Raw genomic sequence first — 15,795 nt, forward strand, 5'->3', positions numbered from 1 at the left:
CCCGGATTATTTAATTCCGTCATCGTATCAACATAATTTAATTATTTAGAATGTATTATAAATATTGCGAGGGAGTTATGACGCTTCTCGGCAGGAATTTTATAGTCAGTTCGTTACTGGCATTATCAGATTTTATTGGTTTCACAGCTTCTATTTATTTTGCTATGGGGCTACTTACATTAATAACAACTCAAGATAATGGTGAAATTATACTATCAAATAATATCGATGGTTTGGTTGCACTACATTGGTTGCTTGCATTATGCTGTGTTGCTTGGTATTCAATGAGGCTGCGCCATTATTTTTATCGTAAAACATTCTGGTTCGAATTGAAGGAGATTCTTCGTACATTAGTGATTTTTGCTATTATTGAAATAGCCGTAACTGCTTTTGCTAATTGGTCATTTCCTCGTTTTTTATGGATACTTACTTGGATTTTTGTATTAATCCTTGTACCTGTATTCCGGATGCTTACAAAATATGTTCTTGATTCTTGGGGGCTTTGGCAAAGAGATACTTGGATTATTGGTAGTGGCCCTAATGCACATGAAGCCTATAAAGCGATAAACAGCGAACATAATCTCGGGTTAAAAATAGTTGGTTTTATTGACAGTTCTGAGGGTGTTCTGGAGTATAAAAAAATCGACGGCATCCCAATTATTTCTAATGATACAGATTGGCTGTCAACGAGAGACAAGCAAACGCAGTTTATCGTTGCAGTTGAGTCATACCAAGGTGAAATAAGAAATACGTGGCTAAGGAATTTCATGATAAAAGGCTATCGCTATGTCTCGGTGATCCCAACGTTGCGTGGTATGCCACTTGATAGTACGGACATGTCTTTTATTTTTAGTCATGAGGTTATGATATTTAGGGTCCAACAAAATCTGGCTAAATGGTCTTCACGAATAATTAAGCGTTGTTTTGATATTATAGGTTCATTAGCTATTATTATCATTCTTTCACCTGCACTGATTTATATTTGTCGCAAAGTAAAAAAAGATGGTGGCCCTGCTATTTATGGTCATGAACGTATTGGCAAAGGTGGGGTGTCTTTTAAATGCCTGAAATTTCGATCTATGGTAGTAAATTCAAAAGAAGTGCTGGAACAGGTACTGGCAAATGATTTGAAAGCCCGAGCGGAGTGGGATGCAACTTTTAAACTAAAAAATGACCCACGCATTACCAAGATTGGTCATTTCCTACGTAGGACAAGCCTTGATGAATTACCTCAATTATTTAATGTTTTGCGTGGAGAAATGAGCTTGGTAGGTCCGAGGCCCATAATTACTGCGGAATTAGCACGATATAATGATGAAGTTGATTATTACTTGCTCAGCAAACCAGGTATGACCGGATTATGGCAAGTCAGTGGTCGTAGTGATGTAGATTATGAAACGCGTGTTTATTTAGATGCTTGGTATGTGAAAAACTGGTCAATGTGGAACGATATTGCGATTTTGTTCAAAACTATTGGTGTAGTTTTGAAAAGAGATGGGGCATACTGAGGGGGTTTATTATGATCAAGATTAATTTCGATGAAAGATGGTGTGGTGAACATGGCATTGGGCGATTTGCCCGTGAGATTAGAAATGCCATAGATATGAATGAATTAAAATTAAAGGGAAGTCCAGTTAGTCAATTTGATATATTTAGATTGACAGCTAAAGTGCTGCTTACCAAAGGCTTTTTCTTTACTCCAGGATATACCCCACCTTTTTTTGGTTTAAATAAAACTCTCATAACTGTACATGATCTAAATCATATTGATATAGTGGCTAATTCATCTTTTACCAAGAAGTTATATTATAATTTTATTTTAAAAAGAGCATGTAGAAAATGTGCTAAAGTATTAACCGTTTCTGCTTTTTCAAAGCAAAGAATTATTGAGTGGGCTAATATTCGAGAAAATCAAGTAGTGGTTGTTGGTAATGGTGTTTCTGATGATTTTAATACTAATGTAGAGAGGTTTGACCCTGGGTTTAAATATGTATTTGTAGTTGGAAACCGGAAGGCTCATAAAAATGAAGATGCAGGGTTGAAGGCATTTCTTTTATCATCAATCCCGAAAGAAATAAAAATACTGTTCGTCGGAGAAAAATCTGCAGTATTACAAAATATTATTATTGAGTTTAACGCTGAAAATAGAGTATCCTTTTTAGGAAGGTTGACAGATAAAGAATTGGCGTCTGTATATGCAGGAGCAGAAATGTTATTATTTCCCTCTTTATATGAAGGATTTGGTTTGCCTGTTGTGGAAGCTATGTCTTGTGGTACGCCCGTCGTTACGTCTTCAACCTCATCATTAGCAGAAATTGCTGGGGGAGCAGCATGTCTGATTAACCCGGAAAGTATTTTGTCCATTCAAAAAGGTATAGAAAAAGTTTTTTTTGACGAATCATATAAGAATGAACTCATTAGCAAAGGTCTTATACAGGCAAGATGTTATACTTGGAATAAAACAATTGATAAGGTGAAAGAAGTATTATCTGATTTATCAAGAAAAGAGGTATAGGCAAATGCTTATAGTATGTCATATATAATATAAATTCTTATTTCTTGATACGATATTGAACTGTATTAAGTATAAATTTCACTTTTTGAGTCCGACTTTATGAAAGATGTAATTGGGGAAGGTGTTTTACACAGAAATATATATATGCTGTTTTTTTTGACTTTTTTTATTATCCTTTCATTTGGGGTTTTTTATAGTCCGCATATAGCATTTTGGTCATGCATGATATTATTAGTAAGTAGAATGTCAAATTCTTCTATTTTCCGGAATACAATTGTATTTGTGGCTGTATTAATGATTTTATTCACAGCTGCATCTAGAACTATTGGCATGGCTTTGAATGATGATTTAATTGGCACATACATGCCAATAGTTAATAGTCAAATTTTATATCACTCCGTTTTTTCTGCAGGACTAGGTATTGAGATAGCCTATCCGTTTTATATAAATATACTATTATCTTTTTTTCAATTAAATGATCCTCGATTTGTATTATTTCTAACAACAATACTCACATTATTTTTCTATCTTCTATGGTTGTATTTTTTTCTGCTACCTTCAATAGAACGTAAAGATAGAGGAATTGCTGTCGCTTTATCTTTATCTTTTATTCAGTTAGGATTGTTAACTCAAGTACTAAGGCAAGAAATGGCAACGCCAATATTGCTAATGGCCATTTTTTCTTGGGGACGTGGAAATAAAATAGGAAGTTTAGCGTTCTTGATATTGGCAACTTCAATACATAGTAGTTCATTAATTATATTTTTCTTTTTTGTATTATTTCCTTTATTACGTGTCAAAGGAAAGATTTTCGTATTACTAATGTTCCTACTGTTTTCAGTCTGCGTTTTTTTATATCCATCTCTTGTTGTAAGCTTTTTTTCTATAATCCAACTCTCATTTATTGGTAATAAAATCATATATTATGAAGGAGCTCAGTTTTTAGGCGGGTTTGAAGCATTTTGGGCAGGGAAGTTTTATCTTTTAATTGTGTTATTTATCATTTTTTGTCGCTCATTTTTAAAACGCGTTAGTTTCAACGATCCTTTTTATAAGTCAATGTATGATTTTTGTTTTTGGGGTTGCCTATGTAATCTTACATTGATTTTATTACCTAATGCTGGTCGATTCTTTCTTGTTATTCCTGGTTTTCTTATGGTGTTTGTTTTATACCCTATAATGAAAAGATATCCTGTAATGTTTAGGTATTTGTTCTTTGTATTTATCATGTGTTCTTTTTTCTTTCCTCAACGCTTAGTTGGTGGAGGAAACCCTGGTTTTGAGTTATGGCAATCATATTCTTGGATAGGGGAAGAACCATTCTATTACCTATCCTGGCTATTTTAATCCCAGAAAAAAATGATATTAATCTAAGAAGATTTCATCTCGTAGTGGAGGACAGCTGTATGAGAAAACTAATTTTTATGATTGCATCTATTTTTTTTATAACTCCATCTTATGGTTTTTATAAAGGAGTAGGTATTCATTTATCTCCTATCATTGGAAACAGTGATGCTTATTATGGATTTATTACTAATGTACAAGCAAATTCTTTTAGAAGCGATTACTCATGGAATAAATCCGAGATAAAAAAAGGTGAATATGTTACACCATCTAAAGACTTAGATGAACTAGTAGAAAAAGCAATATCGAATGGAATAACGCCTGTATTAATTATTGATTATAATAATATATTGTATTCAAACTCCACAGTGTATAACAAAAGGATAATGAGTCAAAGTGAGTTAAACGGATATTTGAATTATTTTAGATGGGTGGTGCAACACTATAAAGGTAAAAAAATAATATTTGAAGTATGGAATGAATGGGATAAAGGGTATCCAAAGGAATCAGGTAAAAGTGATGAGTCTGCAGAAATGTATATTAAAATGATAAAAGAATGCAGAAATATACTCAAAGAATATAATAGTGACTCTCTACTTATTGCTGGTGGGTTTAATCCATTAGATTCAAATGATTTAAACTGGGGTATTAAATTGCAGGATAAGGGAATACTTGATTATATCGATGGGTATTCAATGCACCCATACGATTTCAATAAATACTATACGGAGTCACCAGGAAAAAGTATTATGAAGTTGACAAATGCTTACAACTTTATGGTCAAAAAAGATACCGGTAAACATAAAGTTAACTTTTATATAACAGAAGTTGGTATTCCTTCATATCCAAACTCAAGTTTAAGTGATGCGGAAATCTCAAATTATATAAAAGAATATTTCCATCTTGCGATGGCTAAAGATTTTATTAAAGGTGTATGGTGGTATGACCTAATGGATGATGGTAAAGACATAAAAAACAAAGAACATAATTTTGGATTGTTAACTCATGATTGGAAAAAGAAAGATCAAGCAGCGGCTTTTTCTAACATAGATTTAATTGGTAAGTAAAGAACTAGTTTTCGGTTGTTCCTTCTTATAAAAATACTCTATCTATTCTCAATAAAATCAAAGTTTTTCAAACTATAATTTTTAGTTATACCTTAAGTGAGGTTATTATGATTAGTCCCGTAGTTATGGCTGGTGGAACCGGTAGTCGTTTATGGCCAATGTCCCGGGAATTGTATCCGAAACAGTTTTTAAGTTTGCATGGAGAAAAATCTATGCTTCAGGAAACAATTTTACGAATGCAAGGATTGGATGTAAATGAACCCTTGATTATTTGCAATGAACAACATCGTTTTCTTGTTGCTGAGCAGTTACGCCAGATTAACCAATTATCCAAGAATATTATTCTTGAGCCTGTCGGACGTAATACGGCTCCTGCCATCGCGTTAGCAGCCCTTAAGGCAACACTCGATGGTGAGGACCCACTACTTTTAGTGCTTGCTGCAGATCATGTGATCGAAAATACGAATGCATTCCATAAATCGATAAAGAATGCAATACCATTTGCAGAAGAGGGCAAGTTAGTTACATTTGGAATCGTAGCAACAGGGCCTGAAACTGGTTATGGATATATACAACGTGGTGAAGAATTAGGGGAAGAATGTAATGAGGCCTTTCATGTAAAGCGATTTGTTGAAAAACCTGATATGTTGACGGCACTACAGTATCTTGAAAGTGGTGAATACTACTGGAACAGTGGTATGTTTTTATTCCGCGCAAAGCGGTTTTTGACAGAGTTGGAAGCTTTTCGCCCAGATATACTTGATGCATGTAAAAAATCTATGGTGTCTCTCCGTCCTGACTTTTTACAAGAATTTATTCGTATCGATAAGGATGCCTTCATCGCTTGTCCTGAAGAGTCAATTGATTATGCAGTAATGGAGAAAACGTCTGATGCAGTAGTCGTACCATTAGATGCTGGATGGAGTGATGTTGGTTCTTGGTCCGCATTATGGGAAGTTAATAATAAAGATGATAATGGAAATGTATTGACCGGTGATATTTTTGTACATAACTCTAAAAATAGTTACATTAATACTGATGAGAAACTAGTTGCCGCTATTGGCGTTGAAAACCTTGTGATAGTTAACACTAAAGATGCAGTGTTGGTAATAGATAAATCCCAAGTTCAAGATGTTAAAAAAATAGTCGAGTATCTGAAAGAAAATAAACGACGTGAATATCGTTTGCATCGCGAATCCTATAGCCCTTGGGGACGAAATGATAAGGTCGTTAGCACACCACGATATAACATTAATCGTGTTACAGTTAAGCCTGGTGGTAAATTTTCTTTGCAAATGCATCATCACAGAGTGGAGCATTGGGTAATATTGTCAGGAACTGCACAGGTTACGCTTAATGATGAAACATTTCTTTTAACCGAAAACCAATCGACATTTATTCCTATTGGGTCTACACATATGTTAGAAAATCCAGGGAGAATTCCACTGGAGTTATTAGAGATTCAGTCTGGCTCTTATCTTGGTGAGAATGATATTGTTCGTTTTGAAGACCATTATGGTATCTACTAATTAAGGATTTTGATTATGACTGGTACATTGGCTTGTTTTAAAGCTTACGATATTCGTGGAAAACTTGGTTCTGAACTTAATGAAGATATTGCTTATCGGATTGGACGTGCATATGGTGAGTATCTAAAACCAAAAAAAATGGTTCTTGGAGGGGATGTTCGGCTTACAAGTGAAGCATTAAAATTAGCGCTGGCAAAAGGTTTACAGGACGCTGGAACCGATGTATTAGATATTGGATTATCAGGGACAGAAGAAATTTATTTCGCAACATCTCATCTAAATATTGATGGGGGAATCGAAGTTACGGCTAGTCACAATCCTATGGACTATAATGGGATGAAGTTAGTACGTGAAAAATCAATGCCAATCAGCGGTGATACAGGGCTGAGAGATATTCAAAAATTAGCTGAAGAAAATCAATTTTCGCCAGTGGAATCAAGTAATCGTGGAAGTTATGAGCGGATTTCTGTTTTAGATGCTTATATAGATAAACTATTAAGTTATATTGATTTCAAAAACTTCAATCGTTCTATTAAGTTGGTTATTAATTCTGGAAATGGTGCCGCGGGTCATGTCATCGATGCGATTGAATCCCGTTTTAACCTAGCCAACGTACCCATCGAATTTATCAAAGTACACCATCAGGCAGATGGTAATTTTCCTAATGGAATTCCTAATCCATTATTACCTGAATGTCGTCAAGATACAACTGATGCAGTGGTCAAACACAATGCAGATATAGGGATTGCCTTTGACGGCGATTTTGATCGTTGTTTTATGTTTGATGAAAAAGGAAATTTTATTGAAGGCTATTACATTGTTGGTTTGCTGGCCGCTGCTTTTCTTGAGAAACACCCTGGCTCTAGAATAATTCATGATCCGAGACTTAGTTGGAATACAATCGATATTATCACCAAAGCAGGTGGAGTACCTGTAATGTCTAAAACTGGTCACGCTTTCATTAAAGAGAGGATGAGAAAAGAAGACGCTATTTATGGTGGTGAAATGAGTGCTCATCATTACTTTCGGGATTTTTCATACTGTGATAGTGGAATGATTCCTTGGTTATTGGTTGCTGAATTGTTATGCGTCAAAAATCAGACTCTAGGACAATTAGTCAATGATCGTGTTGAGGCATATCCAGCGTCAGGAGAAATTAACAGCCTATTATCAGAACCTAAGAAAGCTATCGAACGTGTCCTTGCTAAATATGAAGGTGATGCAAAATGTGTAGATTATACAGATGGAATTAGTATCGAATATGATGAATGGCGCTTTAACCTGCGTAGTTCAAATACCGAACCAGTTGTTAGACTAAATGTTGAATCACGTTCAGACAAGCTGCTAATGCAAAGGAAAACTGCAGAAATTTTATCACTACTTCGTAGCTAATTATATAAGATTAATTACACATATCGAATTTCAAAATAATCAATTGGAATTTCAATTGATTATTTTTTATTATTAAGTGTGCCAAAGGTATATGTATGTCTAATGAGATGAGTGTTGGTATTATTGCTGACTGGCTAGTTACTTATGCTGGTGCAGAAAAGGTCATTGCTGAATTTATTAATTTATATCCTACATCAGATTTATATTCTGTTGTTGATTTTTTGTCTGATGAACATCGAGAGCTTTTTAAAGGTAAGAAAGCAACTACAACATTTATTCAAAGCTTACCCAAAGCTAAAAATAAGTATAAAACTTATCTACCATTGATGCCATTAGCCGTTGAGCAATTAGACGTTTCGAAACATGATATTATTCTATCGAGTAGCCATGCAGTTGCTAAAGGTGTATTAACTGGACCTGATCAATTACATATTAGTTATGTACATTCACCAATTCGCTATGCTTGGGATTTACAGCATCAGTATTTACGTGAGGCTGGCATTGACAAAGGAATGAAAGGTTTTTTAGCAAAATGGCTGCTACATAAAATCAGAATTTGGGATTGTCGTACAGTAAATGGAGTCGACCATTTTATAGCTAATTCCCAATTTATAGCCCGTCGAATTAAAAAAGTTTATGGGCGAGATGCCGATGTTATATATCCTCCCGTAGATATTGAGCGTTTTCAACTGAATGGTAATAAAGATAATTACTATTTTACAGCTTCGCGTATGGTTCCCTACAAGCGAATGGATCTTATTGTTGACGCGTTTAGTCAGATGCCAGACAAAAAACTTGTAGTTATAGGTGATGGGCCTGAAATGAAAAAGATTAAAGAAAAAGCGACTAGCAATATAGAAATACTTGGCTACCAGTCTGATACTATAATGAAAGAACATATGCAAAAAGCAAAAGCCTTTGTTTTCGCGGCAGAAGAGGATTTTGGTATTACTCCTGTAGAAGCTCAGGCATGTGGAACACCTGTAATAGCTTTTGGAAAGGGGGGAGCGTTGGAAACTGTGATTGAATTTGGGAAAAATAACCCAACGGGATTATTTTTTAATAAACAATCTACATTGGAGATCATGAATGCCGTTAATAAATTTGAAGCTATATCTGATAAGATTAGTCCCCTAGATTGTTGTAATAATGCCAAGAGGTTTTCAATTGAGGTTTTTCAAAGTAACATTGAACAGTACATCTCGAATAAATGGGCCGATTTTAAAGATAATAAATCATTGAAATTATGATGCAATGTTGTGGGTTATTATACATATAATATTTTATATTTCATTTTGGTATTTTTTACTTTGAGATGATTTTCTATTTTATTAAAATTTTTTGATAATCGATACAAGCCTTTCCACGAGTTGTTGTCTTTAAAAATGTTTTGATATAAGCATGCATTAATTTATGTTCGCGGCTGTATTTATTTTTTTTGATAGAGCACTTTTTATAGTCAATTGTATATGTAGGGAATATTATGATTGTAATACATGAATATGGTGAGCCATCTCATTATGCAGGTGCTATAGAAGCTAATAAATATAAAAATTCACATGTGGAATATCATGAATTTTCGTGTATTAAAATCATGATTAAATCGCTAATAAGGAAAGATAGTAATGCGTTCAAAAAAGCTATAAAAGATTTATTCTTTTTTATATCATGTTATATCTTTCCTGCTTTATTAAGAGATAAGTATATAATAATTGGAATTGCCCCTGTTGATTTTCGAATTCTATTTTTTAATAGAATTCTTAAATATTCAAAAGTAACATATCATACATCATGGATGATATGGGATGGACATAAATTTCCTAAAAACAATTATTTTTTAAAAAATACCATTAAAAAACAATGGCATTATTTCCTATCTAAGATTGTAGATTCCTTCGCAGTTGTAACTGATTCTGTCAAAGAACAGTTAGTAATTAATATGGGCGTTGATCCATCCAAAATAGACGTAGTGTATCATTCATATGACGAAAGCATTTTTTCATTTCATAATAATAGTACACAAAAAGACAAGCCGGTTAATATTGTTTTTGCGGGGCGACTAGTTAAAAGCAAAGGAGTAGAAGAATTTCTTAAAATTGCTGAATCTAATCCAAAGATTAATTTTTATATTATTGGGAGGGGTGATGAGGAACTAAGAATTAAAGATGCATGTTCTTTTCTTCCCAATCTATCGTTTGTCGGTTATGTAGGTAATAGGACATTATTAGCAAGTTATTACAAAGAGGCTGATTTTATTCTCTTGCCTTCAAAGAGAACAGAGGGTTGGGAAGAATTATTTGGCATGGTGATTATTGAAGCAATGGCTTGTGGGTGTATTCCTATTTGCACTGACCACAATGGGCCTATCACTATCTTAAAAAATTCATCATGGATGAAAAATATCATCAAAGAAGATGAGTATGTTGTTAAGACAAATAATTTGATTAATATGTATTTATCGGAACCTAGTCTAATGTTGTCGGATAGGCAATTGGCAATTGATACTGCTCTTTTATATAGTCGAAAAAATATATCTCAAAAGTGGTGTTCCGTTTTTAAAAAAGCAGGGGTTTAATAATGATTTATATAATTCTCGTTAACTGGAATGGAATTAATGATACTTTGGCCTGTTTGGATTCACTATTAAAACTTAATTGTGATAATTTTAGTATTGTTGTTTGTGATAATGGTTCTTCCGATAACTCATCTTTAAAAATACAAGAATGGTTTTGTTCACTCGAAAATGAACAAAGGAATAAATGTAACCTTCATAAAGTGAGTGAAAAGCAGTTAGATAAGAAATTTGATAAAAATAAAAATCTTAATATATATTTTATTGATATTGGTAAGAATCTTGGCTTCTCTGGAGGGAATAATGTAGGTATAAAATTCTCTTTATCACAAGGTGATATGGATTATGTGTGGTTATTAAATAATGATACTGTTGTTGATAGCAATAGTCTCTCTATAATGAAATCCGCATTCTCTAGAAATGAAAATATTGGTATCTGCGGCTCTAGACTAGTATATTTTGACGCTAGGGATACAATACAAGGATTAGGAGGGGTATTTTATCCCATTTTATGCATGGCTAAGCATTATAAGGCATATGAGCCAGCCGATATGCAATTCAATGATGATCTGGTTTCTGATCAAATTGATTATATTATCGGAGCCTCTATGTTAATTAGTAAGAATGTCTTGGATGATATCGGCGGGCTTTGTGAAGACTATTTTCTTTACTTTGAAGAGATAGATTTTTGTCTCAGAGCAAAGAATGCAGGGTATAAAATATTCGTCACGACTGAAAGTATTGTCTATCACAAAGAAGGTGCTTCAACGAAAAAAAACTCAAAAGGAATTGTTTCTGATTTTTATTGGGTTAGGAATCGATTATTAGTTGCGAAGAAATTTTACCCCTATTACTACGTACCAGTATATCTTTCACTTCTTATTGCACTTGTTAATAGAATTAGAAGGAAAGAGTACCATAAGGCTATGAATGTTATAAATGTCATGCTTAATAAAAATATGAAGGTTTGAATAATCATTTCAAGCAACTGAAATTTATTTAATTAAATGGTTATGTTCACGGTTTATAATCTATACTCTACATTTCTTATTTCGTGCTTAGTGAATACAATCGTGCATAGTGAATGCAATAGGTGATTTGATTGGATAAAAAAATAGTTAAGAACTCTTTCTGGATGATGTCAGAAAAAGTTATCTCAATATTCGGACTTATTTTTGTCACAGCCTATGTTGCAAAATATGTTGGGCCTGGTGTTTTTGGACAAATATCATTTTCTATGTCTGTTTTCCAAATCACACAAATAATTGCTCAATTAGGTAGTTCGGTTATTATTTTTAAGCGAATTAGTAAGAAAAAAAATTCGGGTGTGATCCTCATTAATGCAACAGTTTTTATAAGGATCATTTTTTATATGTTTTTTTCCCTTCCTGTTGTTTTTTATTTTCTGTTTTATGATTTTAATAATTCATTTTGGTTTGTTTTTGCTGCCTTTTTGGCATGTTTTTTTTCTTCGCTTGATGTCTACTCAATATATTATGATGCGACTTTAAAATCGAAAACAAACGCAATGGTTAACATGTTTGGTCTTATTGTAAGTCTGACGCTAAGATGGTTAATTGTTCGTATGGAGATGGATCCAATATATATTACCATACCAATGGTATTAACAAGCCTAATTCCTTACGTGATGAGAGCATTTTCATACAGAGAAAACTTTAAAGTAACTCCATTCTTAAATCGGCATAGGAGAAAATATAGAAGATATCTATTGTATGCTGGAGGTAGTTTTGTTATTTCTGATGTCTCAATTGCTATATATACAAGATTGTCACTTCTTTTACTCGCAGTATTTGCAACCAAAGAACATGTTGGAGTTTATTCTGTTGCGATAAGTTTGGCTGGCTCATGGTCCTTCATCGCAATGTCATTTATCACATCTACATTACCAAGTATTTTTTCTGAAAAAGATGATCTTGTTGCTGAAAATAAAACGGCCAAGTTAACGATATATATGATTTTAGTTTGCATTCCTATTATTGTTTCCGTGTATATATTGGGTCGATGGTTTTTGAGTTATTTTTATGGCTACGAGTACGAGAAAGCCTTTTACCCACTTATGATTCTCTGCTTCTCGACAGTAGCTTCAACATTAGGTACTATTTCCGCTCGTTTTATTGCTAGATATTCTGGCTATGCCTTTTTATCAAAAAAAATGCTTGTTGTATTGATTTCTTCAGTATTACTTAATTTAATATTTATCCCCCACTTTGATATAGTAGGTGCTGCCTTTGCCACTTTAATAACCGAGATTCTCTCGCTTACGCTTTTCAACTATTTTTTCAAAAAAAGAGTTGTCGCTAAGTTACACATTAGAACATTAATGTATCCTTTTTTATACATTAAATCAAAATTTGTAAGTGGTTAATGATTGCTTGACTCATTTCCTCTACTGATTAGTTGAAACTTGCCTTTGTATGTTTTTATATATTTTTGTGGGGAGTGATTTTATTTTTTTAGGTGTGCAGTACTAATATAGAAAGAGATGATATATTATTTGTAATTAATCAGCATTTTAATTTTTATACTATGCGCCTTCCCTACTTTAAGCTAACATAATCATCACATTTAAACTGCGAACGTGTCGCAGTGACCACACCAGAGAGGAGTATGTAATGTCCAAGCAACAGATCGGGGTTGTCGGTATGGCAGTGATGGGGCGCAACCTTGCGCTCAACATCGAAAGCCGTGGTTATACCGTCTCTGTTTTCAACCGCTCCCGTGAAAAGACCGAAGAAGTGATTGCCGAAAATCCAGGCAAGAAACTGGTCCCACATTATACCGTTAAAGAGTTTGTTGAATCCCTCGAAACTCCGCGCCGCATCCTGTTAATGGTGAAAGCGGGCGCAGGTACCGACAGCGCTATCGATTCCCTTAAGCCGTATCTGGATAAAGGCGACATCATCATCGATGGTGGCAACACCTTCTTCCAGGACACCATCCGTCGTAACCGTGAGCTGTCTGCCGAAGGTTTCAACTTTATCGGTACCGGTGTTTCTGGTGGGGAAGAGGGGGCACTGAAAGGCCCTTCTATCATGCCTGGTGGCCAGAAAGAAGCCTATGAGCTGGTAGCGCCAATTCTCGAGCAGATTGCTGCTCGTGCTGAAGATGGTGAACCATGTGTCGCCTATATCGGTGCTGATGGTGCGGGTCACTATGTCAAAATGGTCCACAACGGTATCGAATATGGCGACATGCAGCTGATTGCCGAAGCCTATGCGTTACTGAAAGGTGGTCTGGCGCTTTCTAATGAAGAACTGGCGGCAACCTTTACCGAATGGAACGCAGGTGAGCTCAGCAGCTACCTGATCGATATCACCAAAGACATCTTCACTAAAAAAGATGAAGAAGGTAAATACCTGGTTGATGTGATCCTTGATGAAGCTGCCAACAAAGGTACCGGTAAATGGACCAGCCAGAGTTCACTGGATCTGGGCGAACCGCTGTCCCTGATTACCGAGTCCGTTTTCGCTCGTTACATCTCTTCGCTGAAAGATCAGCGTGTTGCGGCTTCTAAAGTCCTGACGGGGCCAGAAGCTCAACCAGCTGGCGACAAGGCAGAGTTTGTAGAGAAAGTTCGTCGCGCGTTGTATCTGGGCAAGATCGTTTCTTATGCTCAAGGCTTCTCCCAACTGCGTGCTGCATCGGATGAATACCACTGGGATCTGAACTACGGTGAGATTGCCAAAATCTTCCGTGCCGGTTGCATTATTCGTGCGCAGTTCCTGCAGAAGATCACTGATGCTTACGAGCAGAATGCAAACATTGCTAACCTGCTGCTGGCGCCGTACTTCAAACAGATTGCTGATGAGTACCAGCAGGCGCTGCGTGATGTCGTGGCTTATGCTGTTCAGAACGGTATCCCGGTTCCAACATTCTCTGCTGCCATTGCCTACTACGACAGCTATCGCTCTGCAGTCCTGCCAGCTAACCTGATCCAGGCTCAGCGCGACTATTTCGGTGCTCATACCTATAAACGCACTGATAAAGAAGGTGTATTCCATACTGAGTGGATGGAGTAATTCCATTCTGCTTTAATCCTGGGGGAATACCCCAGGATTTTCCGATTATTATTCTATAAGCATAAGCGTTCCCTTATATTTTAGCGTTAAATGTTAGTAATTTTATAATTTGGCTATACTCTATTCTGAATATATTTCTTGATGCAGAAGTCTGAGTGAGACTAGTATTAAATTTAATATACTGAGCTTTTATAACTATTAATTTGAAGTCTGTATTTAACATTAAAGGTAGATTAAATATGAAGATCCTTGTCACTGGCGGCGCGGGTTTTATTGGTTCTGCAGTTGTACGTCATATTATTGAAAATACCCAGGACGAAGTACGCGTGATGGATTGCCTGACTTATGCGGGGAATCTTGAATCTCTGGCGAAGGTTGCCGATAGCGAACGTTACTCCTTTACCCAAACTGATATCACCGATGCTAAATCCGTCTCGGAGCAGTTCAGCGATTTCCGTCCGGATATCGTGATGCATCTGGCGGCAGAAAGTCATGTTGATCGCTCAATTGATGGTCCAGCGGCCTTTATTCAGACCAACCTTATCGGCACTTTCACGTTGCTGGAAGCAGCCCGTCACTACTGGTCAACCCTGGATGCGGCCCCGAAGCAGGCCTTCCGCTTCCATCATATCTCTACTGATGAAGTTTATGGTGACCTGCACGGCACTGATGACCTGTTTACGGAAGAAACGCCTTATGCGCCAAGCAGCCCGTACTCTGCCTCTAAGGCCGGGAGTGACCATCTGGTGCGTGCCTGGAACCGTACCTACGGTCTGCCGGTAGTGGTGACTAACTGCTCAAACAACTATGGCCCGTATCATTTCCCGGAAAAACTGATCCCGCTGACCATTCTCAATGCGCTCGCGGGTAAGCCTCTGCCGGTGTATGGCAATGGCGAACAGATTCGAGACTGGCTCTATGTGGAAGATCATGCTCGCGCACTTTATAAAGTCGCCACCGAGGGTGAGAGCGGTGAAACTTATAACATTGGCGGCCATAACGAGCGTAAGAATATTGATGTAGTACGTACTATCTGCTCCATTCTCGATAAAGTGGTGGAACAGAAGCCGGGCAACATCAGCCAGTTTGCTGATCTCATCACCTTTGTGAAAGATCGCCCGGGCCATGATCTGCGCTACGCGATCGATGCGGCAAAAATTCAGCGCGACCTGGGCTGGGTGCCGGAAGAAACTTTTGAAAGTGGAATTGAAAAAACGGTTCACTGGTATCTGAACAATCAGAACTGGTGGCAGCGTGTGCTGGACGGCTCCTATGCCGGTGAACGTCTTGGTCTGAATAACTAATTGTCCCGGCTTGACTCACTCATTAAGGAAAC

General features: G+C 36.1%; 12 protein-coding genes. All 12 read left to right on the forward strand.

What is annotated here, in order from left to right:
- Positions 1 to 77: 77 nt before the first annotated feature.
- The 12 genes from wbaP (at position 78) to rfbB (ending at position 15,763) form a co-directional block, all read left to right on the forward strand.
- The gene (gene wbaP, locus AC007G_RS09925) at positions 78 to 1,508 is read left to right on the forward strand and encodes an undecaprenyl-phosphate galactose phosphotransferase WbaP (RefSeq protein ID WP_094897977.1); all 1,431 of its coding nucleotides are present in this window, start codon (positions 78 to 80) and stop codon (positions 1,506 to 1,508) included.
- 11 nt (positions 1,509 to 1,519) lie between these two features.
- Positions 1,520 to 2,515, forward strand: coding sequence for a glycosyltransferase family 4 protein (locus AC007G_RS09930; protein WP_094897978.1), 996 nt, complete (start codon positions 1,520 to 1,522; stop codon positions 2,513 to 2,515).
- Between the two features lie 99 nt (positions 2,516 to 2,614).
- A complete protein-coding gene (locus AC007G_RS09935) occupies positions 2,615 to 3,862 on the forward strand; it encodes an EpsG family protein (RefSeq protein ID WP_094897979.1) in 1,248 nt (415 codons plus the stop codon).
- A gap of 59 nt (positions 3,863 to 3,921) precedes the next feature.
- Positions 3,922 to 4,926: a glycoside hydrolase family protein gene (locus AC007G_RS09940; protein ID WP_131066656.1), complete on the forward strand. Its 1,005-nt coding sequence runs from the start codon at positions 3,922 to 3,924 to the stop codon at positions 4,924 to 4,926.
- A 107-nt stretch (positions 4,927 to 5,033) separates the two neighbouring features.
- Complete coding sequence (locus tag AC007G_RS09945; RefSeq protein WP_094897981.1) at positions 5,034 to 6,455, forward strand: mannose-1-phosphate guanylyltransferase/mannose-6-phosphate isomerase; 1,422 nt, start codon at positions 5,034 to 5,036, stop codon at positions 6,453 to 6,455.
- A 15-nt stretch (positions 6,456 to 6,470) separates the two neighbouring features.
- Positions 6,471 to 7,847: a phosphomannomutase CpsG gene (gene cpsG / locus AC007G_RS09950; RefSeq protein WP_094897982.1), complete on the forward strand. Its 1,377-nt coding sequence runs from the start codon at positions 6,471 to 6,473 to the stop codon at positions 7,845 to 7,847.
- Positions 7,848 to 7,942: 95 nt separating this feature from the next.
- Positions 7,943 to 9,097 carry a glycosyltransferase family 4 protein gene (locus tag AC007G_RS09955; RefSeq protein ID WP_094897983.1) on the forward strand — a complete coding sequence of 385 codons (1,155 nt, stop codon included), beginning with the start codon at positions 7,943 to 7,945 and terminating at the stop codon, positions 9,095 to 9,097.
- Positions 9,098 to 9,330: 233 nt separating this feature from the next.
- On the forward strand, positions 9,331 to 10,422 hold the full coding sequence (locus tag AC007G_RS09960) for a glycosyltransferase family 4 protein (RefSeq protein WP_094897984.1): 1,092 nt from the start codon (positions 9,331 to 9,333) through the stop codon (positions 10,420 to 10,422).
- Positions 10,423 to 10,424: 2 nt separating this feature from the next.
- Complete coding sequence (locus AC007G_RS09965; RefSeq protein WP_094897985.1) at positions 10,425 to 11,390, forward strand: glycosyltransferase family 2 protein; 966 nt, start codon at positions 10,425 to 10,427, stop codon at positions 11,388 to 11,390.
- A 131-nt stretch (positions 11,391 to 11,521) separates the two neighbouring features.
- Positions 11,522 to 12,805, forward strand: a complete 1,284-nt coding sequence (locus AC007G_RS09970; RefSeq protein WP_094897986.1) for an oligosaccharide flippase family protein — start codon at positions 11,522 to 11,524, stop codon at positions 12,803 to 12,805.
- 247 nt (positions 12,806 to 13,052) lie between these two features.
- Positions 13,053 to 14,459, forward strand: a complete 1,407-nt coding sequence (gndA, locus tag AC007G_RS09975; RefSeq protein ID WP_094897987.1) for an NADP-dependent phosphogluconate dehydrogenase — start codon at positions 13,053 to 13,055, stop codon at positions 14,457 to 14,459.
- A 239-nt stretch (positions 14,460 to 14,698) separates the two neighbouring features.
- Entirely contained in the window at positions 14,699 to 15,763 is a 1,065-nt protein-coding gene (gene rfbB, locus AC007G_RS09980; RefSeq protein ID WP_094897988.1) for a dTDP-glucose 4,6-dehydratase, read from the forward strand.
- Positions 15,764 to 15,795: the final 32 nt, after the last annotated feature.

This window comes from Klebsiella sp. CSG-1 (assembly GCF_056521145.1).